Below are 23,487 nucleotides of genomic sequence, written 5' to 3' on the forward strand. Positions count from 1 at the left end.
AATGGGAGACCGCGAAAATGTCTCAACTGGAAAACTGCATACGAGGTCTTCACGGAAGAAGTGTTGCACTTAATTTGACAAACCGTCATGTGAAAAAAATTTTTGAAAGGATAAAATTGGTAGCGATAAAATGATTGTAAAATTAAAAAACACGCTACATCCGTAACGTGGTCAGCGTGTAGACAAAGTGATATCGGAAGATGAAAGCGTCTTTTTTCGTTGCTTTCCTCGGGCGAGGCGCAAGCCGTTGCTCCTTGATCCTAACGGACAAGGAGCAACGGCTTGCGCCTCTGAACGTGCGTTAAAAACGCACTTTTTCCCGTAGGAGTCAACGAAACGTGACGCTTTTCAGGTAACATCGTGACGGAAAGCCGGGCATGCGGACGGTTTAGAGCGCAATCCGTCTCGAATCGCTTAGAACCGCGAACTTTGCCTCTCGTTATAGCATATTCACTCTTCATAAGAGTTTGTCTACATTGAAACAGGCTACATCAGTAACGTGTTTTTCTTTTTAATCAAGTGATTTTACGTAGTTTAAGGCTTCAGAAACATGATCTTTAACTTTAACGCTTCGCCATTCTTGGATTAATTCATCCGCCTCATCAACTAAAAACGTTGAACGGACGATTCCATAATATTCCTTACCGTAGTTCTTTTTGAGTTGCCAGACCCCATACTGTTCGCAGACCGTATGATCGACATCAGAGAGAAGTTGAAACGGAAGTTCATATTTTGAGATAAAGTTTTGATGCCGTTTTTGACTGTCAGCGGAGATCCCGAGGATGACGGTATTTTCAGCCGCGAAGGCGTCCGTCGCGTCACGGAAGTCACAGGCTTCCGTCGTACAACCCGGTGTCGAGTCTTTCGGATAGAAGTAGAGAATGACTTTCTTACCACGATAATCGGCGAGTGAAATGTCTTCGCCTGTAGCGTTCGGTAACGTAAATGTCGGTGCGTTCATAAAAGAGTCCTCCTTTAACCTAGTTCCATGTTCAGTTGATCAGCGTATTTTCCGAGTTTCTTTTGTAAGCTTTCCTTTAATGGGTCAAGTGCGATTAAATATTTTTCATAGTCTGTTCCGGCCTTCGCAGTTTTGAGTAATAGATCTTGTTCATCGACATACCAGTCCGCGTAATCGGAATAGTAGTCGACTAATACTTCGGGATTGCCTTCGTTGCCGAGTGCCATACCGTAAATCATTAAGATGTTACTGTTCATCTCGAGTGCCATATAGTCGGTCTGGGCATTGACGCGTGTGAACACTTTATCCTGTTCATCTTCCGGTGTGTTCCCGACGGCTTCTGCTGCTTTGGCATTGACGCCGTATTCGTCTGCATTAAATGAATCAAACATCTCAGCGAGTGTCGTGAAGACGGCTGGTTCAAAGGTCGTTGGTGCGATGACAGCTTTCCATTCCCCATCTTTTTTCAGGAATAACTTCGACGCACGGTTCGGGAGCGGGGACCCGTCCGCATCATTGAATTCATGGATGATATAGGCGACGTCGCCTTGTTGGAAGCTTTTAACGACCTTACCAGGCGTGACGTTCAGGTTTTTAGCACCAATCGTTGCTGCGCGTAAAGGTTCGGACTCACCCGTGTACTCAATCTTAGCGAGTGCTTTTGCATCAGCTGATCCCGTTTTCCCTAACGTATCTTGATAGGCTTGATAGACATCAAGAACGGCTTGGTCAGCTTGCGCGACTTGTTTCGTTTCCGTCGTCTTCGGGGATTCAGTATCTGTAGAGGAAGTGGAATCGTTCCCACATCCGACTAACAGAATGCTCGTTGATAGTAGAGCTGTGATTAATCGTTTCATATAGGACCTCCTAAATCAGAATCAACAGGAATGATGGAATGAAGTGTTTACTGTCTTCACCATACAGGATATTCGCTTTTTTGAGTAGGAAATAGGTACACTAGTATAAAGGGGAGTGGATAAAACATGAAAATTCACGTAACGGATGAAGCATTACAATACTTTAAAGATGAGATGGAAGCGAAGGAAGGCGACACGATTCGCTTTTTCGCGAAATACGGCGGATCGACGGATTTGACACAAGGGTTTTCGGTCGGTGTCCATATGGAAGAAGTCGAACGGGCAGCTGTCGAAGAAGTCGTGGACGGAATTCATTTCGTCGTCTCCGATCAAGATGAGTGGTTGTTCCAGGAGCAGGACGTCAAGGTCTCAATCCAAAACGAAGAGATCGTCTTTTCCCAAGCAACTGAATAATTCGAGCGAAATGTGAGCGGGAGAACGCAGCCTGCTCATTTTTTTTGACTAGAATAATTGTAAGCGGCGTCATGCTTCTGTACAATGGAGAATGTAAGCGATTAAAAGTATGTATAAAGGGGGAATAGAGATGATTCCGTACAAACACGAACCATTCACGGACTTCTCACAAGAAGCGAACAAGAAAGCGTTCGAGGAGGCACTTGCACTCGTATCGCAAGAGCTAGGAAAAGATTATCCGCTCGTCATCGGGGGCAAACATGTGACGACGGAAGATAAAATCGTTTCGGTCAATCCGGCAAACAAAGAAGAGATCGTCGGACGTGTCTCAAAAGCGACACAAGCACACGCAGAGGATGCGATGCAGGCAGCTGTCACAGCATTCGAAACGTGGAAATTCGTCAATCCGAGTGTTCGTGCGGACGTCCTGTTCAAAGCAGCGAACATCATCCGGAAACGCAAACATGAATTCTCGGCGTACCTCGTCAAAGAAGCTGGGAAACCATGGAACGAAGCAGATGCGGATACAGCAGAAGCAATCGATTTCCTTGAATATTATGCACGTCAGATGCTCGTCTTAAAAGACGGCAAAAAAGTCGAGAGTCGTCCGGGTGAATACAACCGTTACGATTACATCCCACTCGGTGTCGGGGTCATCATCTCACCATGGAACTTCCCACTCGCGATCATGGCAGGGACTGCGGTTGCGGCAATCGTCGCCGGAAACCCGATTCTCTTGAAACCGGCATCGACGACACCTGTCGTCGCTGCTAAATTCGTTGAAGTCATGGAGCAGGCAGGTCTTCCGGCTGGCGTCTTGAACTTCATCCCGGGACCAGGGGCAGAAGTCGGGGATTACCTCGTCGACCACCCGAAAACACGTTTCATCAGCTTCACAGGATCACGTGATGTCGGTCTCCGGATTAACGAACGTGCTTCGAAATTAAATGACGGTCAAATCTGGCTCAAACGTGTCATCGCAGAGATGGGCGGAAAAGACACGATGGTCATCGATGAGTCAGCCGATCTTGATTACGCGGCAGACATGATCACAAAAGCAGCATTCGGCTTCTCCGGTCAAAAATGTTCAGCGTGTTCACGTGTCGTCGCACTCGACTCCGTCTACGACGAGTTACTCGAAAAAGTTGTTGCGAATACAGCAAAACTGAGCATCGGGAACCCGGTCGACGTGACGAACAACGTCGGTCCTGTCATCGATGCAGCGGCATTCAAAAAAATCACGTCGTACTTCGATATCGCAAAACAAGAAGGACGGATTGCAGCAGGCGGAACGGCTGACGATTCAACAGGCTTCTTCGTCTCACCGACGGTCGTCGCCGACGTTCAACCGACGGATCGTTTGATGCAAGAAGAAATCTTCGGACCGGTCGTTGCATTCACGAAAGCGAAAGACTTTAAAGAAGCAATCGCGATCGCGAACAACACGGAGTACGGTTTGACAGGGGCAGTCATCACACAAGACCGGACAAACCAAGAGTACGCACGGGCGAACTTCCATGTCGGGAACCTCTATTTCAACCGTGGTTGTACAGGCGCAATCGTCGGGTACCAACCGTTTGGCGGCTTCAACATGTCAGGAACGGATTCAAAAGCCGGTGGACCGGATTATTTAACACTCCACTTGCAAGCAAAAACGACTTCAGAAATGTTCTGAATTAGTGTTTAATAGATGAAACGGGTATGCGACCTGCATATCCGTTTTTTTATACACCATAGAAAAGGGGGAGCAAGGATGAACGGAATGTGGTTAGCGATTTTACTGTATCTCGGTCTGATGGTGACGCTTGGCGTGATGGCGTATTACCGGACGAAAAACATGAATGATTATATGCTTGGAGGACGTACGATCGGGCCCGTCGTCACTGCACTCTCAGCCGGAGCAAGCGATATGAGCGGGTGGTTGTTGATGGGATTGCCGGGTGCGATGTTTGCAACTGGTCTGTCCAGTGGATGGATCGTGATCGGCCTATTGCTCGGAGCTTATGCAAACTGGTTGCTTGTTGCGCCACGTCTGCGGGCGTATACCGCGCATGCGGGCGACGCAATCACGATTCCCGACTATTTCGAAAAACGATTCCATGACAAAAGTGGTGTGTTGCGTACAGTTTCAGCTGGAGTTATCTTAATATTCTTTATAATGTACGCATCGAGCGGGTTTGTCGCCGGCGGCCGATTGTTTGAAGCGGTCTTCGGTTTAGAGTACACGACGGGTCTTTGGATTTTAGCAGGCGTCGTCATCGCCTACGTGTTCCTTGGCGGATTCCTCGCCGTCAGTTGGACGGATGTCGTCCAAGGGATGATCATGGTCATCGCACTCTTGATTGTTCCGGGTGTCGCCCTTTCACTGAGCGGCGGGATCAATGAGACGCTCGAGACGATTCGGACGACGGATGGTTCAAAACTTGAACTGTTTAAAGGAACGACGATTATCGGCATCATCTCCTTACTCGCTTGGGGACTCGGCTACTTTGGTCAGCCGCACATCATCGTCCGTTTCATGGCGATACGTAACTTGAGTGAAATGAAGTCGGCCCGCCGGATTGGGATGGTTTGGATGACCTTCTCCATCATCGGCGCGATGGTGACAGGATTATTCGGTTATGCGTACTTTACGCAACAGGCGATTGAGCTGAACAACCCGGAGAACGTCTTCATTCAGCTTTCGCGTGATCTATTCCCGGGCTTCATTACCGGTCTCTTACTCGCAGCGTTACTCGCTGCCATCATGTCGACGATTTCGACACAGCTACTCGTCTCTTCGAGTGCTGCGACCAATGACTTTTATCAACGCTTCATGAAGCGGACGCCTTCAGACAAAGAGTTGATGCTCGTCGGTCGTATCATGGTGCTGGCGGTTGCCTTACTTGCCATTGCGTTATCGTTCGGCGCACAAAAATCGATTTTGACACTCGTCGGGTACGCGTGGGCAGGATTCGGTTCTGCTTTTGGTCCGGTCGTCTTGTTCAGCTTACTGTGGCGCCGGATGAACAAAGCGGGAGCACTCGCTTCGATGCTGACGGGATCCGTCGTCGTCATCGCCTGGATTTTAGTCAAACTGTACGTGAAGGATTTACCGTTCTATATTTCGGAGATGTATGAAATGATTCCTGCATTCCTCGCGTCGACGATTGCACTCGTTGTCGTCAGTCTGGCGACGGCTGAACCGAGCGAAGCGGTCTACCGTGAGTTTGATGAAGTAAAGGCGCAGTTGAAAGGTGTCGAACCAGAGCGGAAAATCGTGTAAGTGAACAGCAGGTCATGTAAGGACTGAACTCAGACTGTAGACAACGTGCTATCGGGAAATCAAGCGTCTTTTCCCGTAGGAGTCAACGAAACGTGATGCTTTTTAGGTGATACCGTGACGGAAAGCCGGGTATGCAGGCAGTTTAGGGCGCAATTCGTCTTGAATTGCCGTGAAGACGAGTCAAGACGGGGAAGCGCAGTAAGACAGTATGCGAATAGATAAGCTTCAATCTTCATCAGCGTTTGTCTACAATCTGATCGAAGTTCACTTGAATGTGAACTTCGATTTTTTTTGTGGTTAGAATGCGCGGTCAAAAAGAATGGTAGATGGCTTGATTTCAGGACTGAATGATTCAGTTTACTTTGTTAATAAGTATTTCCGTGAAGCATGTATGTTGCCTGAAGGAAAGAAAAGCGTATACTTGCAACTAAAGAGAGGTGTTCAATATGGTCAGTCAACCGGTAGCACCGGTCGAACGATTGAAAAAAAGACAATTTATCGGTCCGGCCTTTGTTGCCGCCGTCGCGTACCTCGACCCGGGGAACTTTGCGACGAACATGACGGCCGGCGCCCAGTACGGATTTTTATTACTTTGGATCATCGTCGCAGCGAACTTGATGGCGGTCGTCATCCAAACGTTGTCAGCAAAACTTGGACTCGTCAGTAATATGAGCTTGGCGGAAGTCATCCGGGACGAGCTATCGCCCGTTGCCCGACTGTTTTACTGGGCACAGGCAGAACTCGTCGCCATGGCGACGGATCTCGCGGAATTCGTTGGTGCCGCACTCGGATTTCATTTGTTATTTAATATTGATATGAAAATCGCTGCGCTGTTAACAGCCATCGCGTCGTTCGTCATTCTCGGCTTTGAACGGAAGGGCTTACGCCATTTCGAAGCCGTCATCGCTGGACTGGTCCTCGTCATTGCCGTTGCATTCGCGATCCAAGTCATTCAGGTCGAGCCGAACGTGCAGGACATGGCAGGCGGCTTGATTCCCGGATTCGAGGGAACACCGAGTATCGTCCTTGCTGCCGGGATGTTAGGAGCGACAGTCATGCCGCACGCGATTTATTTGCACTCGGATTTGACGAAACGCCGGATGGGGAAAATTGCGGATAAACGAGGATTGATGAAAATTCAGACACTTGATATTTGGGCAGCGATGTTGATCGCAGGGGCGGTCAATGGGGCGATGCTCGTCATCGCGGCGACAGTCTTCTTCGGAACCGATCAGAAAGCAGCGACACTTGAAAGTATTTTTTCAGGACTCGGGACATCGCTCGGTGGAACAGCACCGTACCTGTTCGGGGTCGCCTTACTCGTGTCCGGTCTTGCGTCATCAAGCGTCGGGACAATGTCCGGTGATGCCATCATGCGTGGCTTCCTAAAGATTGAGATTCCGATTTTCCTGCGTCGAAGCATCACGATGGCACCAGCCATTTTATTGTTGTTATCGGGATTTGATCCGACGCGTGCTTTAATCTGGAGTCAGGTCGCCTTATCGTTCGGGATTCCGTTCGCGCTGATTCCATTGATTCGGGCAACGTCGAGTGGGCGAATCATGGGTGACTTCAAGAACGGGATGAAGATGAAACTCCTTGCCTGGAGTATCGTGACGATCGTCATCATCTTCAATATCTATTTATTAGTCGATCTTTTAGTTTGAATATTCTGTTATTTTGTTTTGTAAAACAGTCGCACGGGTAATGAATTACTAGAAGCTTTCCGCCCGAAAGCTTTGCTACCCCTATAAGGACGATGGTGCGGACCTCCCCCCGATGCACCATCGTCTTTTTTGTCTGACTAAAAAGTGCTATGATTAGAAATAGTGTAAAATATACTGCAAAAGTTCCGGAGGTGGAATGACATGGCAAATATTAATGAAGAGCAAGTCCGCCACGTGGCGCATTTGGCACGCCTTGCCGTGACAGATGAAGAAGTACAACAATTTACGGTTCAGCTCGAAAAAATTCTCGGTTTTGCTGAGCAATTAAATGAACTTGATACGACAGGTGTCGAACCTACGACGCATGTCCTTGATTTAAAGAACGTCTTACGAAAAGACGAAGTACGTCCATCGCTTCCGCGCACGGAAGTAGAACGACTCGCGCCTGATTGGGAAGCCGGACAAGTCCGCGTCCCAGCAGTGTTCGAATAAGGAGGAGAAAACAGGAATGTCACTTTTTGAGCATGGTGTCAAAAAACTGCATACACTCGTCAAGGATGGCGAAGTGAAAGTATCGGATCTCGTTCAAGAATCGTTTGATCAAATCGATCGTGTTGACGGGAAGGTCGGCGCCTTTTTGTCCTTGAATGAAGACGCATTCGAACAAGCAAAACGGATGGATGAGCTCGCAAAACATGAAGCAAACCCATTGTTCGGCTTACCAATCGGTGTGAAAGATAATATCGTCACGAAGGGAATGACGACGACATGCGGCTCGAAATTCCTCGAGAACTTCGTCCCCGCCCACGACGCGACTGTCGTCGAACGTTTACATGAAGCAGGTGCCATCACGATCGGTAAACTGAACATGGATGAATTCGCGATGGGGTCTTCCAATGAGAATTCAGCGTACAAACCGGTCCGTAACCCATGGAACACAAAACACGTTCCAGGCGGATCTTCAGGCGGATCAGCCGCTGCTGTTGCGGCGGGAGAAGTCTTGTTCAGTCTCGGTTCTGATACAGGGGGTTCGATTCGTCAACCGGCTGCCTATTGTGGTGTCGTCGGTTTAAAACCGACGTACGGTCTCGTTTCACGTTTCGGTCTCGTCGCATTCGCGTCATCGCTCGACCAAATCGGACCATTGACACGGACGGTCGAAGACAACGCCTATTTGCTTAGCGCGATCGCAGGGCATTGTGACATGGATTCGACGTCAGCGAACGTTGACCGGATCGATTATACGAAAGCACTGACAGGTGATATCAAAGGCTTGAAAATCGCCGTTCCAAAAGAATACTTCGGCGAAGGTGTCAGTGAATCTGTGAAAGACAACATTCGTGCAGCCATCAAAAAACTCGAGTCCCTCGGAGCGACGGTCGACGAAGTATCCCTTCCGAACTCGAAGTACGCGCTTGCGACATATTACTTACTCGCTTCATCAGAAGCCTCATCAAACTTAGCCCGCTTTGACGGGATCCGTTACGGTGTCCGTGCTGAAGCAGATGCACTCGAAGATGTCTTCAAGTATTCACGGGCCCAAGGATTCGGCGACGAAGTCAAACGCCGCATCATGCTTGGAACGTACGCGTTAAGTTCAGGTTATTACGACGCGTATTATAAAAAAGCGCAACAAGCGCGGACATTGATTAAAAAAGATTTTGATGACGTCCTCGCGAACTATGATGTCATCATCGGACCGACGGCACCTACACCTGCATTCGAACTCGGTGCACAAAACGATGATCCTGTGACGATGTATGCGAATGATATCTTGACGATTCCAATCAACTTAGCGGGTGTTCCGGCGATTTCGGTCCCGGCAGGTCTCGTCGACGGATTACCAGTCGGTCTACAAATCATCGGAAAACACTTTGACGAGGCGACGATCTATCGTGCGGCGCATGCTTTCGAGCTTGCAACGGGCGGATTCGCGCTTCCGAAGTTATAAGGAGAGTGCGTTATGAACTTTGAAACGGTTATCGGCATCGAGGTCCACGCCGAACTAAATACAAATACAAAAATGTTTTGTGGCTGTGCCCGTGAGTACGGTGCGGAAACAAATACGAAAACCTGTCCGATTTGTCTCGGACACCCGGGCGTACTTCCGATGGTCAATGAAAAAGCAGTCGAACTCGCGGTTCGTGCGGCAATGGCGCTCAACTGCCACGTCGCCGATCAAACAAAATTCGACCGGAAGAATTACTTCTATCCGGATACGCCGAAAGCCTACCAAATCTCACAATTCGATCAGCCAATCGGGTTTGATGGATTCATCGATGCGGAAGTCGACGGTGAAACAAAACGCTTCCGGATTGAACGGGTCCACTTAGAAGAAGATGCCGGGAAGATGAACCATACGGGTGCTAATCATTCTGTCGTCGACTTTAACCGGACGGGCGCACCTTTGATTGAAATCGTCAGTGAAGCCGACATGCGTTCACCAAAAGAAGCGGTCGCCTACCTCGAACGTTTGAAAGAAGTCCTGCAATACGCAGGCGTCTCGGACGTGAAGATGGAAGAGGGTTCGTTACGGTGCGACTGTAACATCTCGGTCCGTCCATACGGGCAAGAGAAGTTCGGAACAAAAACCGAACTGAAGAACCTCAACTCGTTCGGTAACGTCTTAAAAGGACTCGAATTCGAAGAAGACCGTCACCGTAAACTTTTACTGGCGGGTGGCGTCATGCGTCAAGAAACACTTCGGTTTGACGAAGCGAAAAAACAGACTGTCTTGATGCGTGTGAAAGAAGGCGCGTCCGATTACCGGTACTTCCCAGAACCGGATCTCGTTAAGCTCGTCCTCGACGAAGACTGGAAAGAAGCGATTCGTGCCGCGATTCCGGAACTTCCGGATGCACGTCGTGTCCGCTATCAAGAAACGCTCGGTTTATCCGCGTATGACGCGAAACAATTAACCGTCACACGCGAGATGGCTGAGTACTTCGAAGCGACGATTGCTGCCGGTGCAGAACCGAAAGCGGCAGCGAACTGGACAGTCGGTGAAGTACAAGGACACTTGAACAAGTCGAGTGAAACGTTCGAAACAATCAAACTGACACCGGCACGTCTCGCCGAGATGATCGAATTAATTGTCGGCGGAACGATTTCTTCGAAAATCGCGAAACAAGTTTTCGCGGCGACGATCGAACAGGGTGTCGAACCGCGTCAGTATGTCGAAGAACAAGGACTCGCTCAAATTTCTGACGAAGGTCTCTTACGAGGACTGATCGTCGAGATGTTCGAAGCAAATCCGGCTGTCGTCGAAGAACTCGTGGGTGGACGAGACCGGAAAAAAGGTTTCGTCATCGGTCAAATCATGAAGAAAACGAAAGGGATGGCGAATCCGGCCCTCCTCGATCAACTCTTCCATGAAGAACTCGAAAAATTAAAATAATCCTTTAAATCAGAGTAGATGTCCCCATTTTTCGTCTCGTAATCAGGCGGAAAACGGGGACATCTTTTTTTTCGGCTTTGTAATGTAGCAAAACTTCATGTAAAATAAAACAGTTATGTATCAAATGACCGGTTGATTAAAAAGGAGAAAAACTTATGAGACCTAGAGCGCGAGTGATTTATAACCCGACTTCCGGGAAAGAGATGGTAAAGCGAAATCTGCCGTATATCTTAGACCGGCTTGAAGCAGCGGGTTATGAGACTTCCGTCTATTCGACGAAGGCGGTCGGTGACGCAACACATGAAGCAGCACGGGCCTGTGAAGCTGAATTTGACCTCGTCGTGGCTGCGGGTGGAGATGGAACGTTAAACGAAGTCATCAGTGGCATGGCTGCCTACAAGGTTCGCCCTAAACTGGGTGTCTTGCCTGTCGGGACGACGAATGATTTTGGACGAGCGATGCGGATTCCGTTGACGATTGAAGGCGCGATGGATGTCATCTGCACCGGCTATACGATGCCTGTCGACATTGGGAAGATTGAAGGAACGACGGGTGTTCATTATTTCATCAACATCGCAGGTGGCGGCATCATGACGGAGTTGTCTTACGAGGTTCCGTCAAAACTCAAAACGGCACTCGGACAACTCGCTTATTACGTCAAAGGGATGGAGAAGTTACCACAAATCCGTCCGACGTATGTCGAACTCGAACATGAAAAAGGGACGTTCAAAGGCGAAGTCATGTTGTTTTTGACTTCGAATACGAACTCCGTTGGTGGCTTTGAGAAGCTATCTCCGAATGCGTCACTCAATGATGGACGGTTTGATTTATTCATCTTAAAAAAATGTAATCTTGTCGAACTGATTCGCGTCATGCGTCTCGCCTTAAAAGGGGATCACTTCTCGGATCCTTGTGTCGAGCATGTCACGACTTCATTCGTCCGGATGAAAAATACTTCTGAGATGAGCTTGAACATCGACGGTGAGTTCGGTGGCACCTGTGAAGGGGAGATGACGAATTTACAGTCGCATTTCGATGTCATGACACCGAAGTTCCGGATCGATGAGATGGAACTGATTAATACACAACTACAAGAAACAGAAACAAACCTCGCGTAAGGCGCGGGGTTTTCTAGGAGGAACCCAATTATGATCCCAGTACAAAAAAATGACGAGCACGTCGTCGATATCGTCGATTTGACGCACGACGGTTCAGGTGTCGCACGAATCGATGGTTATACGGTCTTCATTCCAGGAGCTTTACCGACGGAACAAGTCAAAATCAGAATTACGAAAACAACGAAATCATATGGTTTCGGACGAATTATCCGTCAAAAGACGAAGAGTGTTGACCGTGTCGAGCCGCCATGTCCTGTCTACAACCAATGTGGGGGCTGCCAACTGCAACACTTATCATATGATGCAGAACTCGTCTTTAAGCACAACCGTGTTCGTGATGCATTTGCCCGCCTCGCAGGACTCGAAATTCCGGTCCATGAAACAATCGGTATGGAAGATCCATGGGGCTACCGCAATAAAGCACAAGTCCCGGTCGCTTTCCAGTCGAACAAGTTGATGGCCGGTTTTTACCAAAAACGGAGCCACCGCATCATCGATATGGATTACTGCTTGATTCAAAACAAGGAAAATGATGAAGCGATCCAAGCGGTCCGTAAAGTCCTCGCTGACTTAAAAGTCCCAGCTTACGATGAAAAGAAACAAACGGGTGTCATCCGTCACATCATGGCACGTCACGGGTACCATACGAATGAATTGATGATCGTCCTCGTGACGAAGGTCAAACAATTGCGTGGTATCGATAAAATCGTCGCCGGCATCTTAAAAGCCGTCCCGAACGTGACATCGATTCAACACAACATCAACCCAGAGGATACGAACGTCATCTTAGGGAAAAAGAACATCGTCCTGCACGGACCAGCTGTCATCCGCGATCAAATCGCCGGATTGACGTATGAAATCTCGCCACATTCATTCTTCCAAGTCAATCCGTTGCAAACGGAGAAACTATACGGTAAAGCACTGGAGTATGCACAATTGACAGGTGAAGAAATCGTCGTCGACGCGTATTGCGGTATCGGCTCGATTTCATTATCACTTGCACAACAAGCGAAACATGTCTACGGGATTGAAATGGTTCCTCAAGCAATCGACGACGCACGTCGCAACGCAGCTGCGAACGGTATCGACAACGTATCATTCGAGTATGGAACGGCTGAATCCGTCATGCCGGCACTCGTCAAAGCTGGAATCAAACCGGACGTCATCGTCGTTGACCCGCCGCGTAAAGGCTGTGACGAAGAATTCCTGCGTGCTGCGGCTGAAGTGGCACCAAAACGAATCGTCTATGTCTCATGTAACGCGTCAACTCAAGCACGTGACGCGAAGTTGCTTGCTGAACTTGGTTACAAGCTGATGGAAGTCACACCTGTCGATATGTTCCCGCATACGACACACGTCGAGAGTGTAGCTCTTTTCGTAAAAATGTAAGAGCAACTTTCTAACTAAAGGAAAAGCGGGGTTGGAGCATGCTGATCGAATGTACAAAAAAACTAGCAGATGCGATGAAAATCAACTTAACTCCGTATGAGACAACTCACGCAGGTTCTTTTTATGAATGGCATGCGAATGTGTTCACGTTTGATCGAAGAAAATGTGTTGTCTTGATGAATAACAAAACAAGATATAGTATCGTCTTCTACGGCATGAAAATGAAAGAATTCAAACAATTTGATGTCATTGCCTTGAAGGCAATCAAGGACACATTTTTAGCAGAAGGATTTTCTAATGCGGTCGTGGATCGTTATCTGGAACGGTGCGGTGACGTCCAGTACTCGAAGACACATGATCGAAGTATCATCGGACAATTGAATGATGCCATCATTAGTATTTCGTGGAAGCTTGAGGACTTTTTACCGACAGAACAAGTGCATATGATGGATTTAAGTATGTGGATCGGAGAAAATTTATTGTGTGGTCCAATCGGCTATGCAGCGCCGATCGATCTTCTAAAAAAAGAGTTCGACTCGTCCTTTTAACTAAATCAGGCGATTCAAAAAACAGGACCCCTTCGTGTAAACGGAGGGGTCCTGTTGTCGGTTAAAAAAACTAAATCGTCAGCTGCGTTTTACAGGTAGTGCCGTTGTCGATAATGGGTGGGTGTCTCACCAGTCGTCTGTTTAAACGCTTGACTGAAGTGACTTTGGCTCGAAAAATGCAGTTTGTTTGATATCGTCAGCAACGAATCATCAGATGAACGGAGCAAGCGTTTCGCCTCCCGGATTCGCTCCCGGATGACATACCGGGCAAGCGGTAGACCAGTTTCGTCCTTGAACAGGACGGATAGGTAATTGGAGGAGACGTGAATCGCATGACTGATTGAAGAGACGGACAACGGATCATAAAGATGCTGTTGAATGTAACGGATGGCAGCTAAGACGTGTGGCGAGTGTCGTAACTCTTGGATTTGCTTGACGGCTTCTGCGAAACTGACAGTAATCCGGACGTGGCGATTACGAAGCTCAGAGATGCTGTTTGCTGCTTCAATCGAATCAATCATCCGGTCGCTGAGTGAGAAGGCTTCGTCCGGTTCAAGTCCACCGATAATGGCAGCACGTGCGCTGAGCAGGACCGTTCCAAGTAGGAGATTCTTTTCTGCCCGAAGTGGTTGATGGCGTGCGAGCGAGCCGAATTCACCATAGGCAGGTAAGGAATAAGTCGTCGCCAAGCGCTCGCTTTGACCGGAGGAAATCCAGTCGATGATTTGCTGTTCGCGTTGCCAAGCTTTGCGGTAGGCTGTCGTTCCTGTATGGGCAGGCACGTCTGCGACGAGCGGGATTTCTTCTTCGACGATTTCAGACTCTGTCCGGATTGCGCGGGACGGGAGCTGTCGTCCGTTCAATAGCCGATAGACGAGGTGAGCGCAATCGATTAATCGATTTTCAGTCGTCCGAGGTAACGATTTATAAAATTGGTGATAAGACTCATCCTGAATATGCGCGCGAAACAAGGCGGATTGTAACAGGACGGGACCAATTCGGTATTGCCCTTGATCTGCGACGGCAATGAATAAATACGCCGTTCCATCTTTTAGCGTGTAGAGGAGTGGGACCGCTTCAGCAGTCGGCCACTCGGTTTCAAGCGTCAATTGATCGGGATGGACAGGCGCGGTTGGTCGTACATGAAGTGAATCGTTTTCATGTGATTGGTACGATACAAAAAAACCGGTCGTCCCATAAATACTTTCAGCAATCTGGATTAAATCGTCTGTTTGTAGCGGCTTCATGGGTCTACTCCTCTCGGTAGAAATCATTAAGTCTAGTCTAAGGGGTGTACAAGAAATTGTATAGGGAGGAACGAAAAGAAGGAACCTGCGCGTGGCAGGTTCCTTTTTTAATAAGGCTTATCAACGATTGTCTGATTCCTGCTGATTAGTCGAATCATCGAGCACTTCTTCAGCATCGAGTTCAAACAAGTCGCTATCGCTTGTCTGTTCCAATTCGGTCACGGCTGCTTCGTCCGCAACTTCATCAGACGCATCGGCATGAGGCAGTTCGTCAGCTTCGGTTCTTTCTTCAGGTGGCAGTGTATCGTCTAATTGGAAGTCGAACGTCAATTGATGAAGTTCACTTGCGATATGAGCCAAGTGCGTCGCTGCCGTCGTGACGGCTTCGATTGTCGCATTCGTTTCCTGGATACTTGCGGCACTCGTTTCGATACCGGCTGCGTTCTCTTCTGTCAACGCGAGAATCGTTCCCATCGCGTCAGACACTTCTTCTGTCGCAGTCGTCAGAGCGCTGATATCACCGGTTAGTGATTCAGTCCGTTGTGAGACATGATGGACGGAACCGGCGATCTGTTCGAAGTCGATGCCTGTCGTTTTGACGGACTCAAGGGAAATTTTCAAGTCATCCATGACATGGTTCATCGCACTCATCGCGGTGTGCGTCTCTTTTTGAATATTATCGAGGAGCTGTTTAATTTGTTTTGCAGAATGATCGCTTTCCTCTGCAAGCTTCCGGACTTCACTTGCGACGACGGCAAAACCTCGACCTTGTTCACCGACACGCGCCGCTTCGATGGCGGCATTCAAAGCCAGGAGATTCGTCTGGCTTGAAATTGCTTGAAGCGTCCCGAGAATCTTTCCGATTTCGCCTGAACGTTTACCGAGGAATTCGGATGTGTTCTGAATTTCCTGTTCGAGTGAATCGGAGTGTTGTAGTAAGTCGGTAATCGTTTGTTTCGTCAGTGAGCTACCGCGTGTTGCGGCATCGGCGACGGATGCGACTTCAGACAACGTCGTAGCAGCCGCTTGTTGCATCGCGACCGAGCGTTCCTTGACACCGTAAACGGCATGCGAAGATCGTTCCGCCTGTTTCGTTTGCGTTTCACCGGCGGCTGCAATTTCTTCCATCGTTTGACCGATTTGTTGTGACGCATTTTGGACGTGGGTCGCATTTGCTGATAAGTCCTGTGACGCATCACGAACGGTTCCGGCTGATTGTGTCATGGCCGTAATCGTTTGACGCAACTTTTGACGCATCGCATCGAAATTCTCATTGAGGTCAGAAAGTTCATCGCGAATAAAGCGTTTTGGACGTTTTGTCGTCCGTAAATCACCGCTTGCGATCGCGAGGGCTTCCGTCCGAAGTGTCGAGAGGGGACGGTTGATTGAGCGTCCAATTAACCAGGCAATCAATGTCGCTAGCGCAATCGCGACGACAAAGTTGATGAGCGACTGTTCGAGCATGGCATCTTTAGGAGCATACAGAGACGCATAATCTAGTACGACTGCTAGCTTGAAACCTGTTTTAGAAGAGAGTTGCCAGATGACGACTGATTTTTTCCCCGCAACATCCATGATGGCGGAACCGGATTCTTGGTCAATCATCTGTTTCGGTGCACTGAAATAAGACTTTCCTTCTTCACGGAGTTGGTCGAGACTTTTAAAGAAGTAATTTTTATTCGGGTGCGTGACGACTTTTCCGTCTTTTGTATAGCTGAATACGAAACCTTCCTGTCCGATTTCGATTCGCTTCATGTCTTCTGAGAGGCGGTTGATGCTTTTATAGACGGACAAGACACCCTTGATGTTTGCTTGATCATCAAGTGTCGCTTTTGAGAAACTGATGATGGATAGTTTCGTCGCTTCGTCATAATACGGTTCGCTCATGGCGACCGTACTTGAATTTTCAAGTGCTTGTTTATACCAAAGGTCGCTTCGTGGATCATAGCCGGCAGGGACGTCTTGCTTCGGCCAGTTCAAGTAGCCGCCTGACGTATCAGCGTATTGGAGAAAAGAATTTTCGATTTTCGATGAACCGTATTTTTCGAGGACGCTGTAAATGTCTTTTGCTTTTTGAGACGGTTCGTCCGTCAGATCAGGAAGGTCTTTTGGATCAGTATAGTTCGGCAGTGAGCCACTCGCCCGCGTGAACGGGAGTCCGGCGAGTAAAGACGTATCTTTTTTTGTATCGTCGATGATCCGCGAGAAGGATTGCTCGAGTTGCTTTAATGCCGTTTGAGACGTTGAATCGACAAGATTTTCAACAGTTTGACTTGTCTGGTTGTATGAGAACCAGGTTGAGACACCTAACGTAAGCGCAGGTAATAGAATGAGACCGATGAAAAGACGGCGTGTGATGGGAAGGCGCATATGTAATTCTCCTATCTAAATAATCTATAAAATCTGTCTATTCTGATTATCGGACGGGTAATGTTAAATATGAAGGAATTATGGTGAGATTTTCATGATTTGAGAAATGAATCGAACGGAAGTTCATGATAAAATAAAGTGGATGTCACAGAGTGACTAGGGAGGAACTTAGAAATGAATATTGCTTTTTTCTTATTGCCAAAAGATGAAGTGAAATACTTAGATCCTGAGTCGACGGTCAGGCAAGCACTTGAAAAGATGAAACATCATCGGTTCACGTCAGTCCCGCTCGTTGATGATAAAGGAAAATATGCAGGAACGCTCACGGAAGGTGATGTGCTTTGGGCACTTGAAAAAAACCTGGAACATGCGGATTATGATCATGTACTTCAAACACGTCTGACAGACATTAAACAACGTGTTCGTTATAAACCCGTTTCGATCACAGCACAAATGGAAGAAATGATTGAGGTCATCACTGATCAAAACTTCGTGCCCGTCATTGATGACGGCAAACACTTCATTGGAATCATTCGTCGACGCGACATCATCGACTATTTCGCTAAAAAGGTAGAGCGAGAGAATGTCCAATATTGAAGAATGGATCAAAAACGCTTTTGTCCCGAAAATAAACGGGCGAAAGCGTTTTTATTGACCTCTTTCCACTTCACGAATCGCTTCTTTTAGACGATATATAGACATAATGACAATTTAGGGAGGACGATGTGTTGCGACTTTTACCACCAGTCTTCATCGTAGAAGCATTTCGGAAACGCTCCTACTATAAAACGTTCTCATGGATGATTTCGATTATCGGGTTGTTAGCCGTGTTAATTGCGACGCAGCAACTCTTAAAAAATGTAGAAGAAGGTTACAGTTATAAACGTGCGAGCGGCGTGATGGATGTATTTGAACAAGTCAATCAGGCGGAACGCGATCTTACATACTATTATTATTTATCCTTGAGTTCACGGGTCGATGACTCGTTGACGCAACGAATCGAGTGGTCGGAAAAGGTCGATGACGAGCTCGTGGCGCTGAGCAAACGTTTAGAGACAATGCCAACATCAAGTTCTTTGAAAGAGGACGTACTAACCGAAATCGACGAGGTGCGAAAAAACGGTTATGTCGCAAGCAATCGATTTTTTACGGCCGTAGCAAATTATAAAAGTGAAATCTTATTTAATCAGCTATCGCTCAGTCAAGATACCGGGAAATATTATTCCTTGTTTTCTAACCTGTTCTTAATGGAACGGGATTTCGGAAAAGCAGGACAGAGCCTGCTTAGTGCAGATCAAGACAAACAATTGGATGCATACGAGTTATCAAGAATACGGCAAATACGTCAAGATTTGGCAGTGAGAAATGATACGGTGACGAAAACGCTTTCGGCAACGATTGATGCTGAAGACGGAGCGTCGAGACTTGATATTAATACGATGAAAAGTGAGATGGCGGCATATTTTGGTGTGATCGATACGACGTTGAGTGAACCCGCACTTCGCGAATACGAAACGTTAGAACGTATTTCAGATCGCTATCAAGGCAGCATGTACCGTTTGTTTAATCGAGCAATTTCAGACGTACAAACGGAAATGACGGACCGGGGAAATGATGTCATTCGAAATGCGTGGTTGATGTTCGTTGCGACGTGCTTCATCATTTTCGCTTTACTCTTACTGACGCTCTTGCTGTTACGTGCTTTCCGAAAAGACTTAGTCATGTTACAGGAAGAAGCAAACGTATTTGCTGAAGGACAGCAACAATCGTTTTATCAAGTGCCGGAACGCAATGATTTTCAACCTGTCGTCCATGCTTTTCGGACGATGACGGCGATTATCTCAGGACTACTGGATTACAATGACCAAAAAACGCTCGAAATCAAACAGAGAAAAGCAGAAATCGAATCCCTGTTTTCACAAAATACAGATCCAATCATTGCCTTAGCAGCAGACTTCAAGTTATTGCATGGGAATGACCAGTTCCAGAAGCTCGTCGAGACGACAGAGTTCGTGACGATTGAAGAACTGATTCACCCGGCTGATTTGAACCGGGTGCGTCGTGCCTTAAATGGGGCAATCGAAGGGCATAGTCAAACGATTCGTTGTAAGATGATTTTCGAAGCGGACATTCGGAATATGTTCGTCAACATCATTTATGTGCCGGCGAAAAGCGAGAACGGGATTGCACTTTATTTAACGTGTCACGATGAAACGGATCAATACAGACGAGAAGAGCGGATTACGCAACTGGCACTGTATGACGTCTTGACAACGCTATTGAATCGAAATGGTTTCGAACAAAAGATGACGGAAGCATTGGCAGGGTTACAGCCCGGCGAACTCGTCACAGTCAGTGTACGCCAGTTTAGACGCATCAATGATGCGTATGGGCATAGCGCGGGTGATTTGATTCTAAAAGAAGTAGCGAACCGTTTACGCCGTCACTTCATCGGGACAGGTTCACCGGCACGAATCGGTGGAGATGAATTTGCTGTCTTGATTTCGCAGCAAGGCATCGTCGATTACCACGAATTAAAACGAGTCATGGAACTTCCGTATTATGTCGAAGGTGAAGAAATCCATGTCAGCATCAGTATGAGTATGGTCCGTTATCCGAACGATGCAGTTGCCGTGACCTCGCTCTTGTCATCTGTTGATATCGCGATGCAACATGCGAAACGGGATCAAGCAGGGGAGCCGGTTTGGTTCGAATCATGGATGAGTGAAGAGTACCGTGAATCGGTCGTTCTCGAAGCAGAGTTGCGCGAAGCGATCGTCAAAAATGAGCTTCAGTTATTTTATCAGCCACAAATTAACTTAAAGACAGGACAGGTCGAAGGCTGTGAAGCGTTACTCCGTTGGTTCCATCCTGAACGAGGCATGATTAGCCCGGCCGTCTTCATTCCGATTGCCGAGCGCTCGATGCTGATTGAAGAAGTCGGCATGTGGGTCGTTCAGGAAACGGTCAACCAAATTAGACGCTGGGAGCAGACGCCACTTGCGATGCTTGGTGTTTCAGCTAACTTATCAGTGAAAGAACTTGCTTCCGGTCGCATCGTCGACTATTTGGCGGATATCAGAAATGAACATCCGGGAATTGAACGGCGGATGGAGTTAGAAATCACGGAATCGTTTGGTGTCTTTTCCGATAAACGCGTCTTTGATGCCCTCGAGTCGCTACATGCAATGGGTTATCAATTGGCAATCGATGATTTTGGAACCGGCTATTCTTCTTTGTCTTATTTAAGTCGCCTTCCGATCCAACGTCTGAAAATCGACCGCTCCTTCATTAGCGGGGAAGATGCATGTTCGAATGCACCATTGATCGAGACAATCATCAAGCTTGCGCATACGTTGAAGTACGACGTAGTCGCAGAGGGAATTGAACAGTTGGAACAAAGCGAGAGTTTACGAAAGCTCGACTGTGAATATGGACAAGGGTTCTACTATTCCCGTCCGATTCCGGCAGATGAATTTGAAGTTTGGTTCATGCAGCATCAGGAAACATTGAAATCTTCATGAGACAATCGAAGCGGAGAGTGGGTACCTCGTTCGTTTCGGTTGGCTTAACGTAAACTACGCGTACACAAAAAAAGCTCCGTTTTCCTGTCCATTGAACTGACAGGAAAACGGGGCTTATGTTTTTTGCTTGAGGACAGCACACTTGCGAACGAGTGATTCCTGTTGCTGTCAGGCATGTTTTAGTTAGACACGATCGAGTGCTAAGTCGTCTGCTTGTTCGAGATAGGCTTTGATTGGTGCGACCGCTTCGTCGACTGTCCCGTCAGCGAAAGGTGACTTCAAGCCGGCGCGTTCGACAAGTGCAAGGAAGCTTTCTGATCCACCTGCTTTACAGAGCGCGAGGTACGATTTCCAAGCGGCTTCGCGGTCCTTCTCCATCCATGCATAGAACTGGAAGGCACAAACTTGAGCGAGCGTGTAATCGATGTAATAGAACGGGCTGCCGAAGACGTGTCCTTGCTGATGCCACCAAGCACCTGAATCGAGGTAGTCATTCTCCTCGTAGTTGCGATGCGGGAGGTATTTCTTCTCGATCGTCCGCCACGCTTGACGACGTTCAGCCGGTGTTAGCTCCGGTTTGCTGTAGATGACGTGTTGGAACTCGTCGACTGCGACTCCATATGGTAAGAAGGTAACACCGCCAGCCAAGTGACTGAATTTATACTTCGATGTTTCTTCACCGAAGAATTCTTCCATCCATGGGTACGCGAAGTATTCCATCGACATCGAATGGATTTCGCATGCCTCATATGTCGGGAACCCGTACTCCGGTGTCGTGAAGTGACGGCTCTCATAAACTTGGAAAGCATGACCGACTTCATGCGTCAAGACGTCGATATCTCCCGACGTCCCGTTGAAGTTCGAGAAGATGAACGGCAGTTTTTCGTCAGCGATGTAGGTACAATACCCACCGCCTGCTTTACCTGGCTTCGCCGTCAAATCAAGGGCACCACGCTCGATCATGTAATCAAAGAACTCATTTGTTTCAGGCGACATCTCGCGGTACATTTTTTTTCCGCCTTCGATGATGAAAGCTTCCTCGCCTTGCGGTGTCGCGTTTCCTGATTTGAAAGCGAATCCTTCATCGTAGTAGTAGAGTGAATCGACACCAATCCGGCGTTGTTGACGTTCTTTTAGTGACGTCGCAATCGGAACGATCGTGTCAAGGATTTGCTTGCGGTAATCTTCGACCATCGACTGGTTATAGTCGACGCGAAGCATCCGGGCATAACCGAGTTCGACAAATGATGGGAATCCGAGCGTCGTGGCGATTTCAGTCCGGACATGGACGAGTTTGTCGTAAATCGTATCAATCGCTTCGCCGTGTTCTGCTAAATAACCGTAACGTGCTTCTGAAGCCGCTTTACGAACCGCGCGGTCAGGTGACTGCAAGTAAGGACCGAACTGAGACAAGTTCAACGTTTTGCCATCAAATTCGATTTCTGCTGAAGACATCAACTTCGTGTATTCACTCGAGAGACGATTTTCTTCTTGAAGCTTCGGAATGATTGCTTCTGAAAAAGTTTTTAAGCTGGCTTCTGCTAAGAGGAAGAGTTGTTTGCCCCAAGTCGTTTCGAGCTGTTCACGGAGCGCATGCGCCGTCAACACATGATAGTAACTCGAGACGTAGCCCTGATAGACGGGGCCTGCTTCATCAAAAAAGCCTTGTTCCGTTTCGTAAAATGCGTCGCGCGTATCAATCGTATGACGAATCTCGACGATTTGGCTCGCTGTTTCGAATTGGTTTCTAAGGGTATTAATCTCAGTGATGGCTGCGTTTGCCTGTTCGACTTGTGTGGCTTCTTTTAAACGAGAAATTGCGTTTTGCATGGTGGTTTCTAAAACATTCAGATCAGGACGGACATATGTAAGTTCTGAAAATGGTAACATGTAAGCGCCTCCTTTTGATTTCTAACTATTATCACACAAAAATACTTGCAAAACTAGAGGGACAAACGTATGCTTTTTGTGAGAACGTGAGCGAGTCGTTCATAAACACGCTCCTATAAAAAAATCGAATCTTCTTCAATGAAGAAAAACGATCAAGAAAGTAGAGGGATAGTATCATGGGATTCTTTAAAAAATTGTTTGGTGGCAACGAAGCAGGAAACGCAAAAATCACTTCTGCACTTACAGGTAAAATCGTCAGCATCGAGAACGTACCCGATCAAGTCTTCTCACAAAAAATGATGGGAGACGGAGTCGCAATCGAACCGACTGAAGGTAAAGTGGTCGCACCGATTAACGCAACAGTCGAAACGATTTTCCCAACAAAACATGCAATCGGTCTTAAAGGTGAAGATGGTCTCGAACTATTAATTCACGTTGGTTTAGATACAGTTAATCTTAAAGGTGAAGGTTTCACAGCACATGTTCAATCTGGTGATAAAGTCAAAGCGGGCGATGTCCTCGTTGAGTTCGATTTAGATTACATCCGTGCGAACGCACCATCGACGGTTACGCCAATCATCGTCACGAACCACGACCAATTCACACTTTCTGCTGTTCCTGCTGAAGGTACTTCAGTAGTGGCAGGCGAAACAGAATTGTTCAAGGCAACACATAAATAATTTCTGATGGCGTACGCTGTTTCGCGCCTCATCTGAACTCCCTTATCTTACGAGATGAGGGAGTTTCAGCGTGTAGATAAACGCTTATGAAGCGTGAACATGCGATAACGAGAGGCAATCCGTTCGCGCTTCCCTGTCTCACCTCGTCTTCAAAGCGGCA

Annotated in this window: 18 protein-coding genes; 13 read left to right on the forward strand and 5 right to left on the reverse strand. The window is 47.6% G+C overall.

What is annotated here, in order from left to right; all coding sequences use genetic code 11:
- Positions 1 to 511: 511 nt before the first annotated feature.
- Both bcp and KNP94_RS15185 read right to left on the reverse strand, forming a co-directional pair.
- A complete protein-coding gene (gene bcp, locus KNP94_RS15180) occupies positions 512 to 961 on the reverse strand; it encodes a thioredoxin-dependent thiol peroxidase (RefSeq protein WP_215115924.1) in 450 nt (149 codons plus the stop codon).
- 14 nt (positions 962 to 975) lie between these two features.
- Positions 976 to 1,818: a hypothetical protein gene (locus KNP94_RS15185; protein ID WP_215115925.1), complete on the reverse strand. Its 843-nt coding sequence runs from the start codon at positions 1,816 to 1,818 to the stop codon at positions 976 to 978.
- A 126-nt stretch (positions 1,819 to 1,944) separates the two neighbouring features.
- Here KNP94_RS15185 and KNP94_RS15190 point away from each other — a divergent pair, with 126 nt between their 5' ends.
- The 10 genes from KNP94_RS15190 (at position 1,945) to KNP94_RS15235 (ending at position 13,616) form a co-directional block, all read left to right on the forward strand.
- Positions 1,945 to 2,232, forward strand: a complete 288-nt coding sequence (locus KNP94_RS15190) for a HesB/YadR/YfhF family protein (protein WP_088837836.1) — start codon at positions 1,945 to 1,947, stop codon at positions 2,230 to 2,232.
- A gap of 130 nt (positions 2,233 to 2,362) precedes the next feature.
- Entirely contained in the window at positions 2,363 to 3,907 is a 1,545-nt protein-coding gene (pruA, locus tag KNP94_RS15195; RefSeq protein ID WP_029331525.1) for an L-glutamate gamma-semialdehyde dehydrogenase, read from the forward strand.
- 78 nt (positions 3,908 to 3,985) lie between these two features.
- On the forward strand, positions 3,986 to 5,497 hold the full coding sequence (putP, locus tag KNP94_RS15200) for a sodium/proline symporter PutP (RefSeq protein WP_305794661.1): 1,512 nt from the start codon (positions 3,986 to 3,988) through the stop codon (positions 5,495 to 5,497).
- Positions 5,498 to 5,943: 446 nt separating this feature from the next.
- Positions 5,944 to 7,164 (forward strand): Nramp family divalent metal transporter, encoded by a 1,221-nt coding sequence (locus KNP94_RS15205; RefSeq protein WP_215115926.1) that lies wholly within the window; start codon positions 5,944 to 5,946, stop codon positions 7,162 to 7,164.
- Positions 7,165 to 7,365: 201 nt separating this feature from the next.
- Positions 7,366 to 7,656 (forward strand): Asp-tRNA(Asn)/Glu-tRNA(Gln) amidotransferase subunit GatC, encoded by a 291-nt coding sequence (gene gatC / locus KNP94_RS15210; RefSeq protein ID WP_088837833.1) that lies wholly within the window; start codon positions 7,366 to 7,368, stop codon positions 7,654 to 7,656.
- A 16-nt stretch (positions 7,657 to 7,672) separates the two neighbouring features.
- Positions 7,673 to 9,115, forward strand: coding sequence for an Asp-tRNA(Asn)/Glu-tRNA(Gln) amidotransferase subunit GatA (gene gatA, locus KNP94_RS15215; RefSeq protein ID WP_214810542.1), 1,443 nt, complete (start codon positions 7,673 to 7,675; stop codon positions 9,113 to 9,115).
- Between the two features lie 12 nt (positions 9,116 to 9,127).
- Positions 9,128 to 10,561 carry an Asp-tRNA(Asn)/Glu-tRNA(Gln) amidotransferase subunit GatB gene (gene gatB / locus KNP94_RS15220; RefSeq protein WP_215115927.1) on the forward strand — a complete coding sequence of 478 codons (1,434 nt, stop codon included), beginning with the start codon at positions 9,128 to 9,130 and terminating at the stop codon, positions 10,559 to 10,561.
- Between the two features lie 155 nt (positions 10,562 to 10,716).
- Positions 10,717 to 11,679, forward strand: a complete 963-nt coding sequence (locus KNP94_RS15225; protein WP_029331519.1) for a diacylglycerol kinase — start codon at positions 10,717 to 10,719, stop codon at positions 11,677 to 11,679.
- Between the two features lie 30 nt (positions 11,680 to 11,709).
- Positions 11,710 to 13,068 (forward strand): 23S rRNA (uracil(1939)-C(5))-methyltransferase RlmD, encoded by a 1,359-nt coding sequence (rlmD, locus tag KNP94_RS15230; protein WP_029331518.1) that lies wholly within the window; start codon positions 11,710 to 11,712, stop codon positions 13,066 to 13,068.
- A 38-nt stretch (positions 13,069 to 13,106) separates the two neighbouring features.
- Positions 13,107 to 13,616, forward strand: a complete 510-nt coding sequence (locus tag KNP94_RS15235) for a DUF6933 domain-containing protein (RefSeq protein WP_214807168.1) — start codon at positions 13,107 to 13,109, stop codon at positions 13,614 to 13,616.
- A gap of 89 nt (positions 13,617 to 13,705) precedes the next feature.
- Here the strand turns inward: KNP94_RS15235 and KNP94_RS15240 are convergent, their stop codons facing one another.
- Both KNP94_RS15240 and KNP94_RS15245 read right to left on the reverse strand, forming a co-directional pair.
- A complete protein-coding gene (locus tag KNP94_RS15240; RefSeq protein WP_159173084.1) occupies positions 13,706 to 14,863 on the reverse strand; it encodes a helix-turn-helix domain-containing protein in 1,158 nt (385 codons plus the stop codon).
- Positions 14,864 to 14,983: 120 nt separating this feature from the next.
- Entirely contained in the window at positions 14,984 to 17,233 is a 2,250-nt protein-coding gene (locus KNP94_RS15245) for a methyl-accepting chemotaxis protein (RefSeq protein WP_214810544.1), read from the reverse strand.
- Positions 17,234 to 17,407: 174 nt separating this feature from the next.
- Here KNP94_RS15245 and KNP94_RS15250 point away from each other — a divergent pair, with 174 nt between their 5' ends.
- Positions 17,408 to 17,830 (forward strand): CBS domain-containing protein, encoded by a 423-nt coding sequence (locus KNP94_RS15250; protein WP_029331512.1) that lies wholly within the window; start codon positions 17,408 to 17,410, stop codon positions 17,828 to 17,830.
- 128 nt (positions 17,831 to 17,958) lie between these two features.
- A complete protein-coding gene (locus KNP94_RS15255) occupies positions 17,959 to 20,757 on the forward strand; it encodes a putative bifunctional diguanylate cyclase/phosphodiesterase (protein WP_215115928.1) in 2,799 nt (932 codons plus the stop codon).
- A gap of 183 nt (positions 20,758 to 20,940) precedes the next feature.
- Here KNP94_RS15255 and KNP94_RS15260 read toward each other — a convergent pair whose 3' ends face one another.
- Positions 20,941 to 22,647 carry a M3 family oligoendopeptidase gene (locus KNP94_RS15260; protein WP_215115929.1) on the reverse strand — a complete coding sequence of 569 codons (1,707 nt, stop codon included), beginning with the start codon at positions 22,645 to 22,647 and terminating at the stop codon, positions 20,941 to 20,943.
- Positions 22,648 to 22,823: 176 nt separating this feature from the next.
- Here KNP94_RS15260 and KNP94_RS15265 point away from each other — a divergent pair, with 176 nt between their 5' ends.
- Complete coding sequence (locus KNP94_RS15265) at positions 22,824 to 23,327, forward strand: PTS sugar transporter subunit IIA (protein WP_088837825.1); 504 nt, start codon at positions 22,824 to 22,826, stop codon at positions 23,325 to 23,327.
- The last annotated feature ends 160 nt before the right edge of the window (positions 23,328 to 23,487 follow it).

Origin of the sequence: Exiguobacterium sp. s80, assembly GCF_018618725.1 — a bacterium.
In the GTDB taxonomy this organism is placed as follows: domain Bacteria; phylum Bacillota; class Bacilli; order Exiguobacteriales; family Exiguobacteriaceae; genus Exiguobacterium_A; species Exiguobacterium_A oxidotolerans.

What these genes read in the sequence shown, in the direction of transcription:
- bcp (WP_215115924.1), bottom strand. Translation starts at nt 961, where the DNA reads ATGAACGCACCGACATTTACGTTACCGAACGCTACAGGCGAAGACATT.
- KNP94_RS15185 (WP_215115925.1), bottom strand. Translation starts at nt 1,818, where the DNA reads ATGAAACGATTAATCACAGCTCTACTATCAACGAGCATTCTGTTAGTC.
- KNP94_RS15190 (WP_088837836.1), top strand. Translation starts at nt 1,945, where the DNA reads ATGAAAATTCACGTAACGGATGAAGCATTACAATACTTTAAAGATGAG.
- pruA (WP_029331525.1), top strand. Translation starts at nt 2,363, where the DNA reads ATGATTCCGTACAAACACGAACCATTCACGGACTTCTCACAAGAAGCG.
- putP (WP_305794661.1), top strand. Translation starts at nt 3,986, where the DNA reads ATGAACGGAATGTGGTTAGCGATTTTACTGTATCTCGGTCTGATGGTG.
- KNP94_RS15205 (WP_215115926.1), top strand. Translation starts at nt 5,944, where the DNA reads ATGGTCAGTCAACCGGTAGCACCGGTCGAACGATTGAAAAAAAGACAA.
- gatC (WP_088837833.1), top strand. Translation starts at nt 7,366, where the DNA reads ATGGCAAATATTAATGAAGAGCAAGTCCGCCACGTGGCGCATTTGGCA.
- gatA (WP_214810542.1), top strand. Translation starts at nt 7,673, where the DNA reads ATGTCACTTTTTGAGCATGGTGTCAAAAAACTGCATACACTCGTCAAG.
- gatB (WP_215115927.1), top strand. Translation starts at nt 9,128, where the DNA reads ATGAACTTTGAAACGGTTATCGGCATCGAGGTCCACGCCGAACTAAAT.
- KNP94_RS15225 (WP_029331519.1), top strand. Translation starts at nt 10,717, where the DNA reads ATGAGACCTAGAGCGCGAGTGATTTATAACCCGACTTCCGGGAAAGAG.
- rlmD (WP_029331518.1), top strand. Translation starts at nt 11,710, where the DNA reads ATGATCCCAGTACAAAAAAATGACGAGCACGTCGTCGATATCGTCGAT.
- KNP94_RS15235 (WP_214807168.1), top strand. Translation starts at nt 13,107, where the DNA reads ATGCTGATCGAATGTACAAAAAAACTAGCAGATGCGATGAAAATCAAC.
- KNP94_RS15240 (WP_159173084.1), bottom strand. Translation starts at nt 14,863, where the DNA reads ATGAAGCCGCTACAAACAGACGATTTAATCCAGATTGCTGAAAGTATT.
- KNP94_RS15245 (WP_214810544.1), bottom strand. Translation starts at nt 17,233, where the DNA reads ATGCGCCTTCCCATCACACGCCGTCTTTTCATCGGTCTCATTCTATTA.
- KNP94_RS15250 (WP_029331512.1), top strand. Translation starts at nt 17,408, where the DNA reads ATGAATATTGCTTTTTTCTTATTGCCAAAAGATGAAGTGAAATACTTA.
- KNP94_RS15260 (WP_215115929.1), bottom strand. Translation starts at nt 22,647, where the DNA reads ATGTTACCATTTTCAGAACTTACATATGTCCGTCCTGATCTGAATGTT.
- KNP94_RS15265 (WP_088837825.1), top strand. Translation starts at nt 22,824, where the DNA reads ATGGGATTCTTTAAAAAATTGTTTGGTGGCAACGAAGCAGGAAACGCA.